Origin of the sequence: Pandoraea anapnoica, from assembly GCF_902459765.1 — a bacterium.
Classification (GTDB): domain Bacteria; phylum Pseudomonadota; class Gammaproteobacteria; order Burkholderiales; family Burkholderiaceae; genus Pandoraea; species Pandoraea anapnoica.
Genome location: NZ_CABPSP010000017.1, coordinates 1 through 18,653, shown reverse-complemented (window position 1 = coordinate 18,653; position 18,653 = coordinate 1). Strand labels below are relative to the sequence as shown.

The 18,653-nt window shown below is 61.0% G+C and carries 23 protein-coding genes; all 23 read right to left on the bottom strand.

All coding sequences use genetic code 11. The annotated features are described in order from the left end of the window. Nucleotides 1-3: 3 nt before the first annotated feature. Complete coding sequence (locus PAN31117_RS23230; RefSeq protein WP_150740306.1) at nucleotides 4-723, bottom strand: gluconate 2-dehydrogenase subunit 3 family protein; 720 nt, start codon at nucleotides 721-723, stop codon at nucleotides 4-6. A 374-nt stretch (nucleotides 724-1,097) separates the two neighbouring features. Continuing rightward, nucleotides 1,098-1,883: a DNA adenine methylase gene (locus PAN31117_RS23220; protein WP_150740304.1), complete on the bottom strand. Its 786-nt coding sequence runs from the start codon at nucleotides 1,881-1,883 to the stop codon at nucleotides 1,098-1,100. Between the two features lie 49 nt (nucleotides 1,884-1,932). Continuing rightward, entirely contained in the window at nucleotides 1,933-2,469 is a 537-nt protein-coding gene (locus tag PAN31117_RS23215; protein ID WP_150740303.1) for a DUF4376 domain-containing protein, read from the bottom strand. A 2-nt stretch (nucleotides 2,470-2,471) separates the two neighbouring features. Next, on the bottom strand, nucleotides 2,472-3,638 hold the full coding sequence (locus PAN31117_RS27740; protein ID WP_150740302.1) for a glycine-rich domain-containing protein: 1,167 nt from the start codon (nucleotides 3,636-3,638) through the stop codon (nucleotides 2,472-2,474). Continuing rightward, entirely contained in the window at nucleotides 3,625-4,215 is a 591-nt protein-coding gene (locus PAN31117_RS23205; protein ID WP_150740301.1) for a YmfQ family protein, read from the bottom strand. The genes PAN31117_RS27740 and PAN31117_RS23205 overlap by 14 nt, the downstream gene beginning before the upstream one ends. Beyond that, entirely contained in the window at nucleotides 4,212-5,285 is a 1,074-nt protein-coding gene (locus PAN31117_RS23200; RefSeq protein WP_150740300.1) for a baseplate J/gp47 family protein, read from the bottom strand. The genes PAN31117_RS23205 and PAN31117_RS23200 overlap by 4 nt, the downstream gene beginning before the upstream one ends. Next, nucleotides 5,285-5,635: a phage GP46 family protein gene (locus PAN31117_RS23195; protein ID WP_150740299.1), complete on the bottom strand. Its 351-nt coding sequence runs from the start codon at nucleotides 5,633-5,635 to the stop codon at nucleotides 5,285-5,287. The genes PAN31117_RS23200 and PAN31117_RS23195 overlap by 1 nt, the downstream gene beginning before the upstream one ends. A 76-nt stretch (nucleotides 5,636-5,711) precedes the next feature. Further along, complete coding sequence (locus PAN31117_RS23190; protein ID WP_150740298.1) at nucleotides 5,712-6,332, bottom strand: phage baseplate assembly protein V; 621 nt, start codon at nucleotides 6,330-6,332, stop codon at nucleotides 5,712-5,714. Next, on the bottom strand, nucleotides 6,329-7,453 hold the full coding sequence (locus PAN31117_RS23185) for a phage baseplate assembly protein (RefSeq protein WP_150740297.1): 1,125 nt from the start codon (nucleotides 7,451-7,453) through the stop codon (nucleotides 6,329-6,331). The genes PAN31117_RS23190 and PAN31117_RS23185 overlap by 4 nt, the downstream gene beginning before the upstream one ends. Next, nucleotides 7,437-8,747, bottom strand: coding sequence for a DNA circularization protein (locus tag PAN31117_RS23180; RefSeq protein WP_150740296.1), 1,311 nt, complete (start codon nucleotides 8,745-8,747; stop codon nucleotides 7,437-7,439). The genes PAN31117_RS23185 and PAN31117_RS23180 overlap by 17 nt, the downstream gene beginning before the upstream one ends. Before the next feature lies 1 nt (nucleotide 8,748). After that, a complete protein-coding gene (locus PAN31117_RS23175) occupies nucleotides 8,749-10,998 on the bottom strand; it encodes a phage tail tape measure protein (protein ID WP_246189231.1) in 2,250 nt (749 codons plus the stop codon). 35 nt (nucleotides 10,999-11,033) lie between these two features. Beyond that, on the bottom strand, nucleotides 11,034-11,183 hold the full coding sequence (locus tag PAN31117_RS27245; RefSeq protein ID WP_174991083.1) for a hypothetical protein: 150 nt from the start codon (nucleotides 11,181-11,183) through the stop codon (nucleotides 11,034-11,036). A gap of 20 nt (nucleotides 11,184-11,203) precedes the next feature. After that, on the bottom strand, nucleotides 11,204-11,578 hold the full coding sequence (locus PAN31117_RS23170) for a hypothetical protein (protein ID WP_150740294.1): 375 nt from the start codon (nucleotides 11,576-11,578) through the stop codon (nucleotides 11,204-11,206). Further along, a complete protein-coding gene (locus PAN31117_RS23165) occupies nucleotides 11,579-11,953 on the bottom strand; it encodes a phage tail protein (protein ID WP_150740293.1) in 375 nt (124 codons plus the stop codon). It abuts the gene before it with no gap. A 25-nt stretch (nucleotides 11,954-11,978) separates the two neighbouring features. After that, nucleotides 11,979-13,397, bottom strand: coding sequence for a phage tail sheath subtilisin-like domain-containing protein (locus PAN31117_RS23160; protein WP_150740292.1), 1,419 nt, complete (start codon nucleotides 13,395-13,397; stop codon nucleotides 11,979-11,981). 3 nt (nucleotides 13,398-13,400) lie between these two features. Further along, a complete protein-coding gene (locus tag PAN31117_RS23155) occupies nucleotides 13,401-13,640 on the bottom strand; it encodes a hypothetical protein (protein WP_150740291.1) in 240 nt (79 codons plus the stop codon). Beyond that, a complete protein-coding gene (locus PAN31117_RS23150; protein WP_150740290.1) occupies nucleotides 13,637-14,329 on the bottom strand; it encodes a DUF1834 family protein in 693 nt (230 codons plus the stop codon). The genes PAN31117_RS23155 and PAN31117_RS23150 overlap by 4 nt, the downstream gene beginning before the upstream one ends. Beyond that, nucleotides 14,329-14,754 carry a gp436 family protein gene (locus PAN31117_RS23145; protein WP_150740289.1) on the bottom strand — a complete coding sequence of 142 codons (426 nt, stop codon included), beginning with the start codon at nucleotides 14,752-14,754 and terminating at the stop codon, nucleotides 14,329-14,331. The genes PAN31117_RS23150 and PAN31117_RS23145 overlap by 1 nt, the downstream gene beginning before the upstream one ends. A 3-nt stretch (nucleotides 14,755-14,757) precedes the next feature. Then, complete coding sequence (locus PAN31117_RS23140; protein ID WP_150740288.1) at nucleotides 14,758-15,366, bottom strand: HI1506-related protein; 609 nt, start codon at nucleotides 15,364-15,366, stop codon at nucleotides 14,758-14,760. A 101-nt stretch (nucleotides 15,367-15,467) separates the two neighbouring features. Then, a complete protein-coding gene (locus PAN31117_RS23135) occupies nucleotides 15,468-16,376 on the bottom strand; it encodes a Mu-like prophage major head subunit gpT family protein (protein ID WP_150740287.1) in 909 nt (302 codons plus the stop codon). A gap of 12 nt (nucleotides 16,377-16,388) precedes the next feature. Further along, nucleotides 16,389-16,793, bottom strand: a complete 405-nt coding sequence (locus PAN31117_RS23130) for a hypothetical protein (RefSeq protein WP_150740286.1) — start codon at nucleotides 16,791-16,793, stop codon at nucleotides 16,389-16,391. Then, nucleotides 16,790-17,896, bottom strand: coding sequence for a phage protease (locus PAN31117_RS23125; RefSeq protein WP_150740285.1), 1,107 nt, complete (start codon nucleotides 17,894-17,896; stop codon nucleotides 16,790-16,792). The genes PAN31117_RS23130 and PAN31117_RS23125 overlap by 4 nt, the downstream gene beginning before the upstream one ends. A gap of 304 nt (nucleotides 17,897-18,200) precedes the next feature. After that, nucleotides 18,201-18,653, bottom strand: a 453-nt coding sequence (locus PAN31117_RS23120) for a phage virion morphogenesis family protein (protein WP_150740284.1), incomplete at its 5' end; no start/stop codon positions are given.

Genomic DNA, 18,653 nt, shown 5'->3' with positions numbered 1-18,653 from the left:
GAGTTAGCCCCGCTTTCCGGAAATCGACACGGGCCCGTATGGGTATTTGACGTTGGGCTGATCCGCCCAGTCCATGAAGTCGGCGCGTGCGCCCGGGAAACCCACAAGCTTCCAGCCGACCATGTCCTTGTTGCCGCCGTGGATCGGGTCCGAGAGGAACCCTTCCTTCGTGTTGGCCAGCAAATAAGAGAAGAACGTGCGCGCGGGCACCGCGTCGAATTCGATCTTCGCGTGCTCCAGATCGCCGAGTACGGCTTCCTGCGTGGTGTAGTCGAGATCGGCAAACGCTTTGTTGTACTGCTTCTTGCAGTGAGCGTCGCAGGCAGCAATGCCGTGGCGATAGATGTCGCGCGGCACGAGGCTCAGTTGGTAGCCCATCTCGGGCGGCTGATCGGTGTGGAACGGCCCCTGCATGTACCAGAGCTTGCCGTGACCGAACGGTGTATCCATCTGGCCGTCGATGAACTTCGGCACGTCGGCCTGCAACGCGCCGGGACCGAGATCGTCAGCGGGAATGAGGCGGTCGACGGCTGCGTTGACGAAACGCCATTCGTCGGCAGTGAAGTATTTGGGCTCGTAAGCTTGGCCTGAGGCGGCAGGCGCAGCGGACTGGCTGCTGCAGGCGGACTGCGTAAGCGTCGCACCGGTGGCGAGGGTCGTGGCAGGCACGATCGCCAGCACCTGGCGCAAAAAGCGCCGGCGCGGTTCCTTGTCCTGTGACATGGAGTTCTCCGTTTTGTGGGGGACGAATCACGCATGACAGTCAAGCGGGGGGCGAGCCATGCGTGAAGAAAACCTGACAGGCTATTCACCTCGCGTAGCGCTATTAACAACGCGGCCATTTTACTGACAAGTTCCCTACATGGCAAAGAAAGAGATTGTTGCGTCAATCGCGCAACTTATTGATTGAAAAGGCTTGCAGATAATTAAAATATTTACTATTACGCGTGCGCGCAGGGTTTCGACCAGCAAAATATGCGGCGGAATTGTAACGTTGCGCGCGTTTTGGCACTGTTTTGCGCTTCTTTTGGCACAGACGAAAAACGGCCACATCGCCTAATTTCGCGCCGCTTTTGACACTTCTAGGTTGACGCGCCCTAGAACAGCCCGACCGGCTCGGCGGCACGATCCCAGCTATAGATGATCAACTCCCGGCGGGCAGTGCCACCGCCTCCACCCACCGTGTAACTGATATCGGTCGACTCCATCTGGAACCGGCCGAAGCACTCCCGAATGGCCGGGTGGTCGTTCAGACTCACGATGGCCTTACCTTCCAGCCTGGCCAGCACATCGGCCATTTGGACGTACTGGTCAAACTCGAACGGCACCCCGTAGCCCTCCGTCTCCCAATATGGCGGATCCATGTAGAAGAACGTGTGCGGCCGGTCGTAGCGGGCCACACAGTCCTGCCAGGCCACGTTTTCCACCTGGACACCGGCCAGGCGCAGGTGCGCGGCCGACAGGCTCTCCTCGATCCGCAGCAGGTTCACCACCGGCGCAGTGGTTGCCGTCCCAAACGACTGCCCCTGCACCTTGGCCCCGAAGGCGTGCTGCGACAGGTAGTAGAAGCGGGCCGCCCGCTGGATGTCCGTCAACGGTTCGGTCGGCGTCATTTGCAGCCACTTGAACACCTGACGGCTCGATATCGCCCACTTGAACTGGCGGACGAACTCCTCAAGGTGGTGCTGCACCACCCGGTATAGGTTCACCAGCTCGCCGTTGATGTCGTTGATGACTTCGCATTGAGCGGGCGAACGCAGGAAGAACAGCGCAGCGCCACCCGCAAAGACTTCGACGTAGCACGTATGGTCGGGAAAGCGCGGGATCAGCAGCTCGGCCAAGCGCCGTTTGCCGCCGATCCAGGGAACGATAGGGTTTGCCATTGGGACTCCTCTGATATTTCTATTGCCCAGGACACGGAGAAGCGGTGCGCTACCAGGCAATCGCCCGGACATCCTCCGCTCGCTCTGCGGCGTCAATCTCGCGCAGCCTGTCGGCGTAGTGCTGCTGGATAGCCTGACGCTTCGAGGCCCAATCAGCGGCCACGACGGCAAGTTGCTGCGCGTCGTGCTCAACGAAGTCCCACCGATCACCGACCTTACACCACAGCTTTGCCGGTGCAGCGAGCATCACGGCATGCAGGAGATTCAACTGATCGGCCTCGTCCGAGCCGTAGGTGCGCTCCTCGCTCGTCGGCGATGACGCAAAGCCACCCAGCAACTCACGTCGGCACGCTGCGCGCATGTTCAATCGCGCAAGGGCGCGGGCATCGTCTAGCGGAACCTCTGGGGGCTGTTCGGGCGCGAACGTCCATGAGTCACCGCCCTGTGTGGCCACCCAGCCTTCCTGCGGCATCGGATCGAACCCTGATATTTCCGTCACGACGAAGTCTGGCGCGAAGTCCGGCCGCTCATTCGCTTCAAATTTCCAGTGCAGACGCCCGAAAAGAATCTGTGCAAACGTCTTCATGTTCACCACTCCACGATGCAAACGCCATCAAAACCATCACCACCGTTGGAATCGCCCTCTCTGATGTAATAAAGAGCACCGCCGCTGCCACCGCCCCCATATCCAGAGGCGTTCGTAATCTGATATCCGTTGACGGCAGGCCCACCTCCGCCGAATAGGCCATTTCCACCAGCACCGCCAAATGTGGTTTGGGCATTCGCAGAACCTGTGTATTGCCCCGAACCACCACCCGGCCAGCCAAATCCGCCTGCGCCACCAACGCTCCCCGACCCAGTGAATCCACCCTCACCGCCGCCCCCACCGGAGCAAGTCACATGCGAACCAAAGCTAGACGCGCCGCCAGTACCGCCTTTGGGCAAAGGCGAGGGAGTTTGCGCCAGCACCGTTGCGGCCCCTTTGCCGCCCTTACCAATGGTGACCCTAACCGAAACTCCGACATCCAATTTCAGGTGGTATCGGTAGACGCTTTGCCCCGCTCCACCTCCACCACCGGGAATCATGAAGTCACTCATGTCGCGTCCACCGGCTCCGCCTCCACCACCGGCACCTATCATCGTTATCCAGTTGTCTTCTCGCACTGGAGTGAAATCGCCCGTTTGAGTGATGACGGCAATGCCCGGTGCATATCTCTGGTCAGCCTGCTCCAGCGTGATCGCATGATGTGGCTCCTTGCCGGGCGGCAATTGCAGCGTTCCGCCCGCACACATGACAAGAATCCACGCACCATTGCCTGCGTTTACTGAAGGCGATGTCGTGTAAAGCAGCGTCGCTATGCCATGCTCAACCAGCTCTTCGCCTTGAAGACCCAGGAGGCCTAAACCCACAATTGGCTTATCGGGCAAGCCATCCGGCGCGTACGTCGATGAACCAGAATTCGTATGCGAAATACGTACGCGCTGACCAATCCCTTCCACCAACGAATCCGCTGTCAATGGCGGAACGTTGACCGCTGCATATGTATTTTCAGCACCACCCACATCGCTTAGAACGGTCGGACTGTTCACTAACCGCGTGATCGCCTTGAGCAACTGGTGATCGTCGCTCGGATCGAGCGTCATGCCTGCACCTTCAACGACGTGAGCAGGCTCGTTCTGCTGGCTGTTGGCCCAATCCTTGGTAAGGATGGTGCCCTCTACGAACTGACCGTCGTCCGTGTTAATTCTCTGCATCGTTATCCTCGTCGTATTGAAAAATCACCTTCGTGTGCGCGGGCTTTAGGTCTTCGAACAGGGTTTCCAGAATCGGATCGGATCTCACGGCCAGCCGCTCACCAACTGCGCTCTTACCCACCCGGAAGTAGTACTTCAGCTCGGGCGCGCCCTCGACGTTCACACGCCACAGCCACATCGCGTCTTCGCTATAGAGCGGATCACCGACTCGGTTCCGATCCACGCGAAACGGCTCGAATTCGTCAATCGTGATCGTGTAGCCCAGCACCTTGGCCAGCCCGATGAAATACGGTATTGACAGCCCGCCCGTGGCGTTCGCCATGAACATCACCATCGACATGCGCTGTTGCAGCGTGTCGTCAGCTTTTGGCACAAGGCCAAATACGCGCTCCCAATCGGGCAGGAACTCGATAGCGTCGAACGACGGCACGATGCCCAGCTCAACGACTCGCGCGTCGGCCAGCGCCTGGTCGAGCGCCTTGCCCTCTGCGGCCAGCTCGACCTTCAAGCTCGGATCGTTAGGCGAATAGGCAACCGGCGGCAGCAACTTGGCCAGCAGCGTCGCGTGCTGGCTCATGGCTTCTTGTCCAGATAGATGTCACCGAGGCGGCACCACTCGATCACCGTCGCGTCGGCCTGCGGCACCACGTTTGCAAGCGGCGTCAACAGGTCGTAATCGAGCACGCCCGCGCAATCGCTGATGGCAGCGCCGATGCGCGTACAAATCACCGTCATGCCCGGAATAATCGTTTGCGCGTAGGCGTCGATTGCGGGTTTGATAGTCTGGCGGGCTTCATCGATGGAAATGCCGTCGAGTACGAGTAACGCGCGCACGTCATACGACTTGATCGTCGGGCTGATCGCCCGAAAGTCTTTCGCCGTCACCGGCCGCTTGTTGTCGATGTTGTTCTGCACCGCCTGGAGCACTTCGTCGGACGGCAGGCCATCCTCGCCCAGCACCACCACGTCGACCGTGCCCAGGCCACGGCGCAGCGGGTAAACATATGCGGCCGTCACGCCCGGGACTTCCATCGCCCACTGCCAGTAGTCATACTTGTTGCCGCCTGCTGGCGGGTGCTGCATGCGGAACTCGACACGGGCAGCCAGGCTCTCCAACGACTCGATGTCTGCACCGCCGAGCAGCTTTTGAACAGTTGCGGCCGCATTGACGCCCATTGGCGGCACGGTCAGCGTGAGCGCATCGCCAGCAACACGATTTGACGCGGTGCCCGACACATCGGCCGTAGCGCCAACAACCAGCGTCTGGTCAGCACCGATCTGCCCACCGGAGGTGGTCGTGTACGTCGTGCCATCGCGGTATTTGAGCGAAAGTCCAGACGCCACAGGCGTTTCAGCAACGCCGGTCAGTACAACGGCTCGATCCCCGCTGGCAGCCACGGCAGGCTTGCGCTCGATGCTGTACATGCGGGCGTGCTTGATGAGGTTCTGCTCGTCGGCCGTGTCAAAGAAGAACTGACGGCCGGTGTACGACTGGTACTGATACAGCCCTTCGATGGCGCTCGCGGTACCGCTTGCGCGCACGTAGTAGTCCGAGTCAGAACTCACGTCCGCTTCGGGGCGTTGGTTCTGGATCTCGCGAAGGATGTTCGCGCGGATCTGGTCGAGCGTGAGGACGGTGGCTGGCATCAGGAAACCCTCACCGGATGTTCGAAATGGTCGACCTGGCCGTTGCTCTGGTAGACCGAGATAACGAGGACAATCACGCCGGTCTTGCCGGTCTTCGGCTCAACCGTGACTTTTGATGCACGGCCGTCATCAACCAACGGTTGGAGTGCCTGTTCGGCGTATTGCACGGCAAGGTTTCGGGTGCGAGGTAGGTCTTTGGAGCGGGCCAGCGTGTAGAGCAGTGAGCCGACTTTGCGGTCAGCCCACCATGTGCCAAGCGGCACAGACAGGCGCAGGTACACAGCGTTTTGCAGCGTATTCGTCTGCTCGCCTGTGTAGCCGCCAGTGTGGGGATCGATGAGTGCGTCCATGTCGATATTGTCGGAGCATGGGCGCTAGTTTTGGATGCTGGCGGATGTCAGTGGGTTTGCGTGTGTGGCAAACCGATCACGACGGTGGATCTGATTCGCCGTCAGGCGTGTGGTGCGTGTGCTCCAGATACGACTTACCGCCGATGGTGGCGTCACCGGAGACGTCGAGTTTGTCTATCGATGCGCCGCTGCCGCCCGAGACGGCCAAGCCGCCGCTGCCGGTGATCGCCTCGGCAACAGCCAGCTCGTGCGTGGCCTCTACCTTGGGGGTATCGAGCTTGATGCCCTGGCTTGCCTTGATCGTCGTCGTTTCGGAATCCACTACAAAATTCTTGGTCTTGAGCGTGGTCGTGTGATCCTTGCCAAACAACAGGTAGTCGCCATAGGCGTTATAGACGGCCGTCTCGCCCGTTTGCAGCCCCTTGATGCGAAGTTGCACATGCTCCGTAGCAACGATAACGCCGTGGCTGCTCGCACCGCCCACCGGCACGACCACAAGCATCGAACCGGGAGGCGGTGCGCTGGTAAAGCCGAAGTGCTGCATCAGCTCCACATCACTCAGTGGCTCGTCAGCCAGGCCGGTGCCGCTGGCCATGACTACTGGGCCTGCTGTATTGACGCTCCCGAGCACGGCCCGAAAGACGCGACGTACCCCTGCGAGCGCACGCGAAATGCGCTTGTCAATTTCGGCGATCATTTCATGATATTCGCGTTAATGGTGGCATCCGTGACGATGAAACCGGGCTTCTCGTGCTTGCCGCCATGACGATGTTTGCGCCCAGAGTGCGGATGCGCATCCGGAATCCACACGCCGTCTTCCTTCAGCTTGAGCGATGTCCTATTGCCGGACTCTCCTCCCGTCAGACGTCGCCCCATCAGAAAATAGATGGCATCGACACCGTACTCTTCCCACACAATGTGCACACGCTGGCCAGGCTTCCAAAGTGCACCATCAGCGGTTCGATGCCCCTTCACGCTCGCCTGCAGCGTATGCGCGGCCAGCGCCGAATCGGAAATGATCTTCTTGGCTCGTGACTGCACAGCCGCAAGATTGGGTGCGTCGTGATCGACGAAGATCTTCGGGCGATAGGTCAGTACGCTCGTATCCTTGACCGTCGTCTTGATGGCCGCAGCCGCAGAGCCGTGCGAAGTGCCGTGCGCCTGCCCCAACACGGTCACCTCGGAATACCGCTCGGAATTCGACAGATCCTCATCGAACCATTCGACGTTATTGCCGCGCCCATCGTCGCGCAACACCAGGCTCGCCACTGGCGGCGCGTTGTAGTCCGGCCCACCAATCACCAGCGTGCCGTCCGGTTCGAACCAGGGCCACAGTCCTTCGCCTTCCGCTGCGTGCACAAGCGCGTCCCAGGCGGACTCCCCCGGTTCGACGCTGATCTTGTCCCACTGTGTCGGCGAGGTTGCGCTCTGAATACGAATTTTGGTGATGCCAAGCGGCTTGACAATCGTCGCAGCAACCTCCGCCAGCGTCACTTGTTTGGCGGTGAATATCGGCGCAGAACAGTCACGCAGAACGCTCGCCATATCGCGCCCACTGATCGCGAGCGATTTGCCGTCTTTGCCGGTTCGCCGCTTAACGCGATCGACAAAGCCGCTAAGCACCGTCTCGCCACCGACTTTGACTTGAACGGACGCACCACGCTGGATGTTGTCCGGCATCTTGCCCGCAGGCTTTGTTAGTCGAACGTCCCACGCATCGGCAGGAATCAGCAAATCGGAATCGATGGAATACGCAGTCCACTGGCTATGCGACTTGCCACCGACCATCACCGTTACCGTCTCATCGCGCGAAGCCACGGAGCACCTCCCCTCGGGTGATGAAATTGGGATTCTTGAGCGCTGGGTTCAGGCGCAGCAGCTCGGCCGAGCGCTGCGCGTCGCCATACCAATCGAACGCCAGGAGCGTCAGATTGGTATCCACGGGAACCGTGCGAGTGACGATCGGCGGCATCGCATCCATCACCGAGACCGTCAATTGCTGGAGCGACAGGGCCGCATCCTTGAGAGGCTCAACGATGGGTCGATACTGCTCAACCGTCATGCTGCTGGTCGCCAGGTCAATCGCGTCCTGAATCTGACCACGGGTGTCGTCCGCAATCTGTTCGATCTGGTCAGGTGTGAGCGTCGGCGTGTCCGCCTGATTCGCCAACACGTCGGAGGCCACTTGGGTCGTTTGCGACGCCACGATCACCGAGGTCAGCATCGTCACCAGTTGCACGTCGCTCGGATCGGCCACAACAGCGCTCGGTTGCGGTGGTGAGTAAGGCGCAGTCGGATCAAACGGCGTATCGGTCACCACGTTGGCATTGGGCGTGCCCGGAATGACCACGGTCTCGCCCTTGGCCGCAGCAGCGGGAATCGACACAACCGATTTCGACTGCTTTCCCAGGGCATTCCAGTCCGACATTTCCAGCCCATCAGAGAAAGCGTGCATCAGGTTCATGCCGCTGGTCAGGCCGATCATGTCCGATGCGAACGCGCTGGGAAACGCCAGATAGTCCAGACCGACCGTCTTGAACCCGATGACCAACGAGCGCAGCGGTGAGACGGTGTCAAGCATGTTGTCGCGAAACGCGTTCAAACGTTGCATGCCAGCCTTTGCTGCCTTCAGGGCATCCACGGCCATTCCAAAAACGCTACTGGCGGCGGACTGTGCGTCGTTGGCCAGTTGCGCAGTGGCATCAGCCTTCTGCGGCGGATCCTCGCCCGTGTAGAGCAAGTTGCCGGGCTTGGACGCCGCGAACTTCATGTCGATCCGGCAGGAGTCCCGGTTCTCTGCGTCGTGAGAAATGTGGCCGCCCAGGAACTGCATGTCCGGCATCGAGCCGAAGATCGGGTGAATCAACTCGGCGGGCCCCTTAGTGGCAAGGGCGTTGAGCAACTGCCGCATCTGCGTTTCGTAGTCGTCGCCGAAGAGCTCCGCCGTCATCGACACTTCGCGGGCCTTTTGGCCCAAGTCTTCAATGTCCTCGCCGTCGACGTTCGGATACTTGTAGCGAGAGACCGAGCGATCCAGCGTATCGTCGGCGCGCAAACACTCGAAGGGAACGCCACGAAACGAGGCGTCGAATAGGTTCTCAGACCATGCCATATCAGTGACGCTCCGCCATTTGCTGGTTCACTTTGTTCACCGCCTGGGCGATCTGGTGACCATCAAGATTGATAACGATTGGTTGAGGTGCGGCGGCCTTCTCGGTTTTCTTCTCTGCGAAAAGAGCATCGCCGATCATCTTGCCCAGCTTCTCGCCCCAGCCGCTGCCGAAGTAGCCACCCACGGCTCCAGCAGCCATTCCAACTGCGCCGCCGATGGCCGTACCAACAACGGGCACCACCGAGCCGATGGCCGCGCCAGCAGCACCACCGGCTGCGCCGCCTGCCATAGCACCAGCAACACCACCGATGGCCTTGCCCGCAACGCCAACATAGGCTGCGTGTTTTTGTGCAGCGGTTTTCGTGTCGTCATGAGCGACGTTCCACGCCTCGTAGGCAGTCGTGGCAATCTGCAGCGGCGCGGCCAGTTTGCCGAAGAGCTTGGCACCCTTCATGGCCTTCGCGCCCATCGAAACAGCCTCGGTCGCGACGCCCGCTTTGCTAACGCCACCGACCACGCTTGCCGCCTCTCCAGCGACGCCCGCTGCTGCCGCAGAGCCGCCACCCGTGATCATGCGAAATGCGCCCATCGCGCCCACGGCCATCGTCAACGTCTCAAAGGCCATCGTGGTGGCAGAAATTGCCTTGGTGAGACCGGGATACTGCTGAGCGTATTCCGCCAGTTTTTCGGACGCATTGCCCAGCCCGTGATTGAGACCGCGCACGGTCTCCATCTCGCCAATCTCTTTCTCGTTCTTGAGCTTGCCGACCTTGTAGCCGTCCATGCTCTGCGCGACCTGGGCATCACTGGCAATCGTGCCACCGCCCTTTTGGTACTCCTTCATTGCCGCTTCATAGACTTCCTTGCGCTTGTCCGTCTGCGTCATGTAGCCAGTAAGCGCCATCACGGATTGCTGATTGCCGAACAGTTTGCCGATGGCCGAACCCTGCAGCAGGTTCGCCATGTTGGTAAGCAGTTCCTTTTGCTCGCCTGGCTTGGCCGTCTTCAGCTTCGCCTGGATGTCCTGGTACTGTTTGTCGTTCTTGAACGTCGTCTGCACCATCGAGACAACGGCATCGAGCATGTCGCCGCCCCCGGCCAGCGTCTTGGTGCGGACTTCATCGAAATTCTTGATCCCGGCACGCTTGGCCCGCGTAGCAAACTCCGTGCTCGATAGCTGGCTGAGAAGATCCTTGACGTTATCGCCCGCCTGACCGGCCGAACCCGCCGTCGACATCGCCGTTTCGTTCAGCGCGAGAATCTTGGCCATGCCCTTGGCACCGGAAAAACCGGCGTTGGCCGCTGCCGCCATCTGTGCAGGCAGGTACTGAGCCAACTGTGGAATCTTGAATTCCCCCATGTGGCCAGCGACCGCCGTCATGTCGAGCACCTTGCCGGTGTCGTTCTCGCCAAAGTGCATGTTCTGCACAGCCTTGACTGCGATGTTGCCCAGCTCGACGGCGCTCGCGCCTTCCGCCGTGGCACCGAGTTGCAGCTTGGGCAGCAGGTCAAACGCGGCCTTACGGCCGAGCGTGTCGTGCGAGAGCAGTTTCTCCAGGGTTTCAGTGGCATCCTCTAGCGAGCCGCCACCCTGGCGCACCGCTGCGTAGATCGCCTGGCGCAGCTCATTCGTCTTGCCGACCCGCTGCTGCGGCGTCAGATCCCGGTAGCTGGTGTTGGCCATCAGCGCGAGGTGCTGATCGAAATTCATCGTGCGACTGACCGGATCAGCCACCGCGTGCGTTGCACCCCAGACGCCCGCCACACCCTCGCCTATATGCATTGCGCCCTTGGCCGCATGACCAAGGCTCAGCTCGTGCTTTTCGACCTTTCCGAATTCCTGGTTCAGCTCCGCGACTTTCTTCTGCAGTGAGGAGAATGCGCGGATCTGCTCTTCGGTCGACCGAAAGCCCGCACGCTCCAGGCGGCTGTACGCCGCGATCGTCTGGTCGATTTCACGGCGAATCGCCTGATCGGATCGCGCACCCAGCGTCTCACGAGCATCGGCAAGTCGCCGGGTCGCTGAGATCGCGGTTTGTGTCGCCGCCACATAGACTTCGCCGGTCTGCTTCGCCTTGGTCTGAATCGTCCCTTCAGCCTTTCCACTCTCCGCCAAGCGGGCTGAATTCAGTGAGTGCGTCGCACTGACCGCTACCCTCGAAGCGTCGACGTAGGCTTGCCCCGTCTGCCGCGCGGCCGTCTGGACATTGCGCTCGGCTTGCCGAGCGGCGCCCGACGACTCGTCGCGCAAGCGCAGGGTCATGCCGACTTCGAGGTCACGGGACATTACTTACCTTTTGGCTTCTTGGATTTCTTCAAACGTGGCCTGCGCATGCTGACCACTTCCCGGGACGAACCGCCGCGCGACGAACCGTGCGGCTTGCCGTTGAGCGTCTCCAACGCATAGACGAACCCGGCAATCTCGGTATCCGTCATGCGCTGGAGTCGCTCTTCGTTTATTCCGTACTTTCCGAAGACGAGGACTGCGAGTCGATACTCTCGGATTCGGGGATCTGATTCGAAACGATCAGCGATTTTTTTAGTCGCTCCTGGGCCGCCTCCATGATCTGGTAATCGATCTCAACGGCCGACACGATCAGCTCCTCGGTGATCTTCTCGGGCGGAATGGTGCCGAGGCTCGTGATGCAGCGAGTCAGCATGGCAGCGTCGAATCGGGCGTTCGACACCATGCTCCCCATGACGTCCGGGCTTTCGGCCACCTCGATACGATCCCCCACACGAGGCAGACGCACCTCGAAGTCACGATGCATCTGGCCGCTTCCGGCGGGATATTCGATGCCGCAGAGCAGCTTGTCTTTGATAGTCAGCATTTATTCATCCACCTTTTGAGTTGCAAAAATAGTCAGGTCACGACGTGCTTCGTTATCGACCGAGTACTGCGTGCCGACGTCGATCGTGACGCAGTCCCGGTAGCTGGTGCGCTTTCCGCCAGCGACAGGGGACGTCGTCAATTTGCCGCCGTGCATGTTCCACCAGTCGATTTCTTCCTCGTCCTGCGGAATCACAACGGTGACCTTCAAATCGTGCGATTCCACACCGCGAGAAACGCCCGCAGCACGTCCCGAACGGTTCATCGTCTTCACCGGCTTCTTTCCGGTGTGCGACGTAACCGAGAACGACACCACCTCGGCCTCTTGTCCGTCGACCTCCAGCACGATGGCGCCGACGTAATCTTTCAATGCCATGATTGGCTCCTTTGGCTATGTCGGGTCAGAGGTACAGGTCGATACGTGCGGCCAGCACGTGGAAGCCCGGAACCACCGGCGCAGGAATCGCCGCACACAACTGGCCGACCTCCTGCAGGTCCTCCTCGACAATCAACCCATCCTTGTACTTGTCAATGAAGCGCAGGATCTCCATCTGTTCCAGGGTGTAGAGGACATCGAGCAGATCGCTGCGCACGTTGGCAGGCGTCTTCGCCGCGATCTTCGAGCGCGGATAGCGCAGGTCGATACGGGTCTTGCATGACTTCGCGGTGTAGTCGAGCGAGCGCACCGTCGTGATATCGAGCAGCGAAGGATCTTCCGTGCCCTCCGGCGTTTCCGTGTACGTGGTGATGGCACGCACGATCTGCACCGCGTTGCCGGGCCCCATTTGCAGCGGCGTGACGCCGTTGTGCAGTGCCTTCTCTTGCTCCGTGCGCCCCGGCCACGCCGCCACTGGCGTCACGTCCAGACCAGGGATAGCCAGGTTGTCGAACGGGCGCGCCGGATCCGATTCGGTCGCCACCGTTGCCGCGTAGGCCGGGCCAATCTGGGCGGGAAGACACAACGACTGTGGGTGCCAGGCAATCGTGACGCGCTCGCCATTCAGATCCCCGGCGAGCGTTGTTGCCGACGCAAGCGTGGTCGACGTGCCCGCGAAGCCCATCGTGCGGCGCTGCTCAAGCGGGTGCGAGACCGCATTGACGTGATCGCGCAGTTTCGTGAGCGCCGTCTCCGTCGCCCAGCAGATCGCGTAGATGGTGTACGCCGCGCCGAACACCTTGGCCAGCGCCGGAGCGATGTCCGGATCGTTCAGGCCGCCAGCGAATGGCGTGAGTGTCGCGGTGATGCCTAGTGCCTGATTCAACTGCGAAGTGACAATTCCATTGCCAAATTCGCCTTTGTTCTTGGCGGTGATGGTGACAGCGCCCGCTGTGGCCGTTGCTGTGACCGGAAGCTTGACCGCCTGGGTGATTGCATCAACGAGGCTGGCGGCAACCGTATCAGCGTCATCGCCAGACGAGACCTTCACGTCGACGCGGGCATTGCCGATGAACAGCGCAAACGCACCATCAGCCGTTGCAGTGCCGTCGAATGTGACAGTGCCATGCGCAGGCTGGCCAGCGGCCGCGTCATCGACAGCGATGACGGTCAACGCGAGATACCGGTTGGCCGTCAGGGCCGCAGTGACTGCGATGTGAGCGAGCGAGCCGTTGCCAAATGCATCGGCAGCCTGATCTTCACTATAGATATCCAACGGGACAAGGGCGTCGAGCTGACCTTCGGTCGTGCGCTGGCCGACGATGATCATGCTCTGATCATTAGCCGGAAGCGTGTTTAGCGCGGCCTTTGTGTTGAACTCGAAGTAATGCCCAGGCTTCCGGCCAGGTGGAATCTGGTAGATAGTGACGTTTGGACTCGACATGTCTTACGCTCCCTTGCCGCCACGCTTGGCGGTGGTCACCGGGGCTTCTGCATCCGGTTTGGCTTCGACGGCTTCGACGGCTTCGACCTGCGGCACGTCTTCAACGACCATCAGATCGCCGTCGAAGACGCGGCGCATGTAATAAGCGCTCTCTTTCACCACCCCCGCCTTCGCATCAGTGATGTACTTGCGCGAGTGATTCTCGCAAGGGACACGCACTCCCTTTCTCGCAATAACTTTCATGGGTTCTCCTTCAGAATCACCACATCCTCCAGCGAGGGCTCGCCATCGTTGGGCTCCAGGTAGTACTTCATGACCAGCGACCGGAATTCAGGCGATGGCGGATCGATCTGGCCGCCGTATTGTTCGAACACCGCACCGAGCGGGTCGTCGGGCCCACCCTGCGGGAAGCCACCGATGGACAGGCTGTCTTCCACCCAAGCGGTGTGGAACTCCATCGCGAACACCGATTTCGCGTCCGACTTGACACTGGTGTTAAACAGCGTCTTGATCACACCAGGTTGAAGCTCGCGAATGGGAAGACCCATGTCCTGCTGATTGAGAAGACGCCGCACACAGGTGATGAGCATGTTCGTGCCGACCTCGTCCTTGGCGACGCCGCCATGCCGAGTCGACTCCTCGCCGCGAATGTTTCGAGCCCCTACCATCACAGCGAACGTGGCCTCGGCCTTGAACTTGGCTCGGCTCGTGCTCACGGGATCGGTGCGCTTGACACCTGCGAACGTGACCCACACGGCCGGGAATCGACGCACGACGTTCTCGAAGTCGTCCATGTCGAACTCGCCGCCGTAGGTCTTGACCTCCTTGACCATGCTCCCCAGCCCACGCGCCAGGCGATCAACGATGGCGAGCTCGACGGCCGCAATGATCGGGACATATGCCGGTTTCACCGGCCGGATGGTCTCGCTCATCAATAGCCTCCGCGATCCCGGTTACTGAAGATCTTCGTGCCGCGATTGAACTTGACGACGTTCTTCGCCTCGACCGTGGCACCCGTTGCGTCAGCGCCGAGCGTTATCTGCCCGGTCGCGATCAGCTTCAGAAACTTGATCGCGAGGTCATACCGCTTCTGAATTTCCTCGGTGCACGTCGTGCCAGCCCCGGTCAGGTGATAGCGGCAGATATCGCAGCACTTGCTCGCAAGGAAGCGCGGCACGATCTGCAACGGCAGGCTGTAGCGACTGCCGAGGAAGGTGTCGATCTCGGCGCTGGCATCTTCGAGTCCGGCCGCGAGCACCGCGTCGTCAATCTCGCCGGTGTCGTTTCGATCTGTCAGGGCTCTGACTTCGTACTCGCCGAAGCTATTCACCATGTCCTGTCGCGTGGCGTAGGCCATGATTTATCGCTTCCCCTGATGGTCAGCGGACTTGGCCGTGGCGGCGGGTTTGGCCTGACTGGAATCGGTCTGGCCAGCGCTCGACTCGCTCGCGGCCTGCAATGCCTGCTCGCGGGCGTCGAGGGCTTCGGCGCGCTTGTCCAGTTCGGCCGCTTTCTCGGTGAGCGCCGTGTCGCGCGCATCCAGCTCCGACGCGCGCACGAGCAATGCGCCTTCGATTGTTTTCAGCTCGGACTCGAACCGGAACTGCTCCTCGTGACGCCTGTCCAGTTCCTGCGCGCGATTCGAAAGCTCCGCTTCGCGCCGACATTCACCAGCAGCGCACTCGCCCGGCTGACTCTCGACGGTGGTCGAACTGGTGGCCATGCGTGCCACGGCAGCCTTCACATGCGCCGAGTCGAGATGCTTGAATTTCTCGGCCTCGGCCATCGTTCGCTCCACCACCGTCTCGACGGCGACCAGCGACTTGTCCGTCGTGAGCGCCGTGTATTCGGTGGGACTCAACTGTGCGAGCACCAGCGTGATCGGCTCACGGCCGAACACGCGACCAGCGCGGCGGAACGTCTCCGGGCGCGATGCGACCCTGATCGCCGGGTGTTTCTGCTTTTCCATAATGTCCTCATCGATTTCATGACCGGAGCCGCTTGAGCCGATGCTCCGGTCACGCTTTCACCACGCGTATCGGCGTCGCGTGGCCGTTCTCTGGTGGCTGATTAGTGACCGGTACCGGTGGAGCCGGCCGCCAGCTGCCAGAAGCCGTAACCACCAGCCGCACGCGCCTCTGCGCCGAACTTGAACTGCTTGCGCATGAACACGTCATCAGCGGTCATATCGAACTGCGCCACGAACACCGGTGCCTTGCGCTCCTGATAAACGAAGGGGCGAACCGGCTTGGTGGCGTCGAGCAGGAACCACGCCGTGTCGGATTCGATACGGGCATCGCACACAACGGTGGCGGTGCCCTTGTACAGGTTGTTCTTGCCGTCCTCGAGGCGGTCGCTCGTCATGAGGGAGTTGGCTACGTCTTCCTGACCGGGGCCGACAAGCAGAATGTTCGGGCGCACATTCAGCGGGCGGCCCTCGTCGTCCTTGATCTTGCGCATAGCCGTGCGCATAGCTCCATACGAAGCCATCGCCGCCGCTTGAGTGGAAATGGAGAGCGGCATGTCGAACTTGTTCGACGCCACACCATCACCGACCGGGTGGTCGGTATCGAAGAAGTACTGGCCGTCGTAACAGGCGTTCTCGAAGCCGCCGTTGACCAGGGCGTAGACAATGTCGTCAGGCAACTGCGCTGCCGAAAAGCCCGCGCTTTGCGCCTGCGGGGCGTAGATGCCGAGGCGATCATCTTCGATGTCGTTACGGTCGACTTCGACGGTAGCTTCGAAGTCGTCGTTACGGACGGTGTAACCGTGCGCCTTGAGTGCCTTGATGTGCTTGTCACCGACCCACTTGCGCATGGCCGGGAAGCGATCCAGCCAGGCGTAGTGCTCTTCGCGGCCGACGGACGGCACTTTCATGGCGATCTGCTGCCAAGTGCTCGGAGCCGCGCCGAACGCATTATTGAAGATGGCGTTGATGCCCTGAAAGATGATGGCAATGGATTGCGCATTGACGATCATGTTGTTCTCTCCTTACTGAACCCACACGCCGTCAGCATCGATTTCCACCACGATGCCAGCCTGCGAGCGAGTTGCGCCGCCGTCAGTTGCGGCGACGGTCTGGTTGTCTACGATGAAACAGGGCTTGCCGAGTCCGGCCTGCAACACCGGGTCGGCACTGTCATTCGCCCACTGGAACGCCTTGAGGCGGCGCACCAGGACGAACATGTCGCCGTCCGCGCCCTTGCTGTTGTCGATGAATTGCTCGGCGCAGCCGAGGTAGGTCAGGTCGTCGGCGGTCTTGCCTTCGATGGCGTAGCCCGTGGCGTCAGCACAGACAATCAGGCCCGCGTGAATCACCGTCGCAGCCTTGACCGGCACCGGCACGATCTGGCCGTCCATGTACGGCGTGTTGCGATCCTCTGCAATGGCGGTCATTGGCCACCTACCTTGGACTTCGCGAAGTCCTCCTGCGACAAGCCAAGTTGCGTGCACGCCGCGATTGCTTCAGCCGACAGGGCGTTCGGGTCGGCAGCACCACCACCGGCCGGGGGCTTGCTGTTGGTCTGCATCTTCCCGAGAGCCGCCATCGGCGTGCTATTGGCCAGGTGTTGCTTGAGCAATTCGATGTTGGCCTTACCCAGCTCGCGCGCCCACGCTTCTTGGGACGGCAGCAGGTTGTTGCTGGCCAGGGCGGCAGTGACGAGACCGTCGACCTCGCTTTGCTGCTGGCCGCTGGTGAGCGCGGCGATCTTGGCCTGCATGTCGTGCATGACCTGGATCGGCACGAATTTGGCCGGGTCGGGCGTGGCATTGGTCAGCGCAGCAATCTGCGTTTGCTGGCCAGCGAGGTGCTCCGTCAGGTCGACCGGATTTTCCTTGGTCGCGCCGACCGTCTCGGCCAGCTTGGTCAGACTGACGACAGCCTCGGCCTCGGTCGCCGCCTCCGGCAGTCGCGTCACTAGCCGCAAGGCGGCCATAAGTGCACTCATGGGTAACTCCTGAGATTTGTCCGCCGGGATTGGCGGGGATTGCGGTGGGGTTTTGTCACCGGCGAGACGACTGGCGGCGGCGAGTTGAACCTCGTCCAGGTCGTCTAGCGCCGGGTTGTTGGTAAGGGCTGCATTGAGCAGCTTCGTGACGTTGCCGCTCTTGTCGTAGGCGAATATCGGAGAGATGTATCGATACTCTTCGGCGTCAATGGAAGCGGCCGCACGGGCCGTCCATTTCACGTCGGTGGCATACAAGCCCTGGCCGGGACGCCATTCCAGCGTCTTGAACCAGCCAGCAGCTGGGGCCGGTGCAGGCTGGGCGCTTTGGGCGGCATACAGGGATTGGTGCTCCCAGTCGATCACCATCGGCTTTGCGCAGGCGGCAAGGGCCGACACGATCTTTTGAGCGTTCTCGTCGGTCAAGCACCAGGCGGCGCACTCGAACGGGCGACCGTCGTTAGCGCGAAAATCTCCGGCAGGCACCAACTGCACCACGCCCGTGCCGGGCGTGATCTGAATCGAGAGGGAGGCGATGAGTGGCTTGTCCATGTCGCCATGTTGGCGATTTATGAAAGCCTGGGGATGCTGGCGGATGTCACCAGCTTTGGGGCGGATGGGGCGTCGCTAATATATATAGGCGACACCCCAGAACGGGTTACAGAAGGCAGGAATTGGCACCCCGGAGGCGCGAGGCTGGGATTTGCACCGCCACCCCGATAGCGGAATCGACACTAACGGGGGGTCTAAACACGATGGCGGGCTTCGCGTCCTGCTGCCTATGGTTTGCTATACCCCCATAGTCGCAGCGGCTTAAACGGCCGATTTTTGAAACGATGGGAATCCTGGGCCGCCATCAGTCAAACAGGCGACGCAGATACGCCGATACCTCAGACTCGGCATTCTGGCAGTCGGACTCGGTCATTGAGAAGAACGGGCGGGCCGGGATGTGGATCGACCAGCCCTCGGAGCGCGTCCAGCGCTTGACGGACACTTGCTTGTGGCCAGCCTTCGCGAACACGGCCAGGTGCGGGTGATCGGCCTGACGCAGCAACTTGCCGTCACGCCCGGTGCGCAGACGCACGTGGCCCGACATTGGGTGGCGCTGGATCGTGCCGCCGAACTGGTGGATCGCGGCGTAGACCACGTTCGTACTCACGCGCGCCGTGTTGGCATCGTGGCTCGGGTGAACGCTGCTGGCCAGGCGGCCGCTGCGCTGCAATATCTTGTGATCGCCCGCCGACGCCCCCATTCGCTTTTTTGTCTTGTCGCTCAACCCCAACCAGCGCGGGCGGCCTTGCTCGGCAAA

Coding starts and splice junctions, on each gene's coding strand:
- PAN31117_RS23170 (WP_150740294.1), bottom strand. CDS start 11,578: ATGCTGACTATCAAAGACAAGCTGCTCTGCGGCATCGAATATCCCGCC.
- PAN31117_RS27740 (WP_150740302.1), bottom strand. CDS start 3,638: ATGCAGAGAATTAACACGGACGACGGTCAGTTCGTAGAGGGCACCATC.
- PAN31117_RS23150 (WP_150740290.1), bottom strand. CDS start 14,329: ATGAGCGAGACCATCCGGCCGGTGAAACCGGCATATGTCCCGATCATT.
- PAN31117_RS23125 (WP_150740285.1), bottom strand. CDS start 17,896: ATGGACAAGCCACTCATCGCCTCCCTCTCGATTCAGATCACGCCCGGC.
- PAN31117_RS23190 (WP_150740298.1), bottom strand. CDS start 6,332: ATGATCGCCGAAATTGACAAGCGCATTTCGCGTGCGCTCGCAGGGGTA.
- PAN31117_RS23220 (WP_150740304.1), bottom strand. CDS start 1,883: ATGGCAAACCCTATCGTTCCCTGGATCGGCGGCAAACGGCGCTTGGCC.
- PAN31117_RS23130 (WP_150740286.1), bottom strand. CDS start 16,793: ATGACCGCCATTGCAGAGGATCGCAACACGCCGTACATGGACGGCCAG.
- PAN31117_RS23200 (WP_150740300.1), bottom strand. CDS start 5,285: ATGCCAGCCACCGTCCTCACGCTCGACCAGATCCGCGCGAACATCCTT.
- PAN31117_RS23230 (WP_150740306.1), bottom strand. CDS start 723: ATGTCACAGGACAAGGAACCGCGCCGGCGCTTTTTGCGCCAGGTGCTG.
- PAN31117_RS23160 (WP_150740292.1), bottom strand. CDS start 13,397: ATGTCGAGTCCAAACGTCACTATCTACCAGATTCCACCTGGCCGGAAG.
- PAN31117_RS23145 (WP_150740289.1), bottom strand. CDS start 14,754: ATGGCCTACGCCACGCGACAGGACATGGTGAATAGCTTCGGCGAGTAC.
- PAN31117_RS23165 (WP_150740293.1), bottom strand. CDS start 11,953: ATGGCATTGAAAGATTACGTCGGCGCCATCGTGCTGGAGGTCGACGGA.
- PAN31117_RS23180 (WP_150740296.1), bottom strand. CDS start 8,747: ATGGCATGGTCTGAGAACCTATTCGACGCCTCGTTTCGTGGCGTTCCC.
- PAN31117_RS23155 (WP_150740291.1), bottom strand. CDS start 13,640: ATGAAAGTTATTGCGAGAAAGGGAGTGCGTGTCCCTTGCGAGAATCAC.
- PAN31117_RS23135 (WP_150740287.1), bottom strand. CDS start 16,376: ATGATCGTCAATGCGCAATCCATTGCCATCATCTTTCAGGGCATCAAC.
- PAN31117_RS23140 (WP_150740288.1), bottom strand. CDS start 15,366: ATGGAAAAGCAGAAACACCCGGCGATCAGGGTCGCATCGCGCCCGGAG.
- PAN31117_RS23215 (WP_150740303.1), bottom strand. CDS start 2,469: ATGAAGACGTTTGCACAGATTCTTTTCGGGCGTCTGCACTGGAAATTT.
- PAN31117_RS27245 (WP_174991083.1), bottom strand. CDS start 11,183: ATGACGGATACCGAGATTGCCGGGTTCGTCTATGCGTTGGAGACGCTC.
- PAN31117_RS23205 (WP_150740301.1), bottom strand. CDS start 4,215: ATGAGCCAGCACGCGACGCTGCTGGCCAAGTTGCTGCCGCCGGTTGCC.
- PAN31117_RS23195 (WP_150740299.1), bottom strand. CDS start 5,635: ATGGACGCACTCATCGATCCCCACACTGGCGGCTACACAGGCGAGCAG.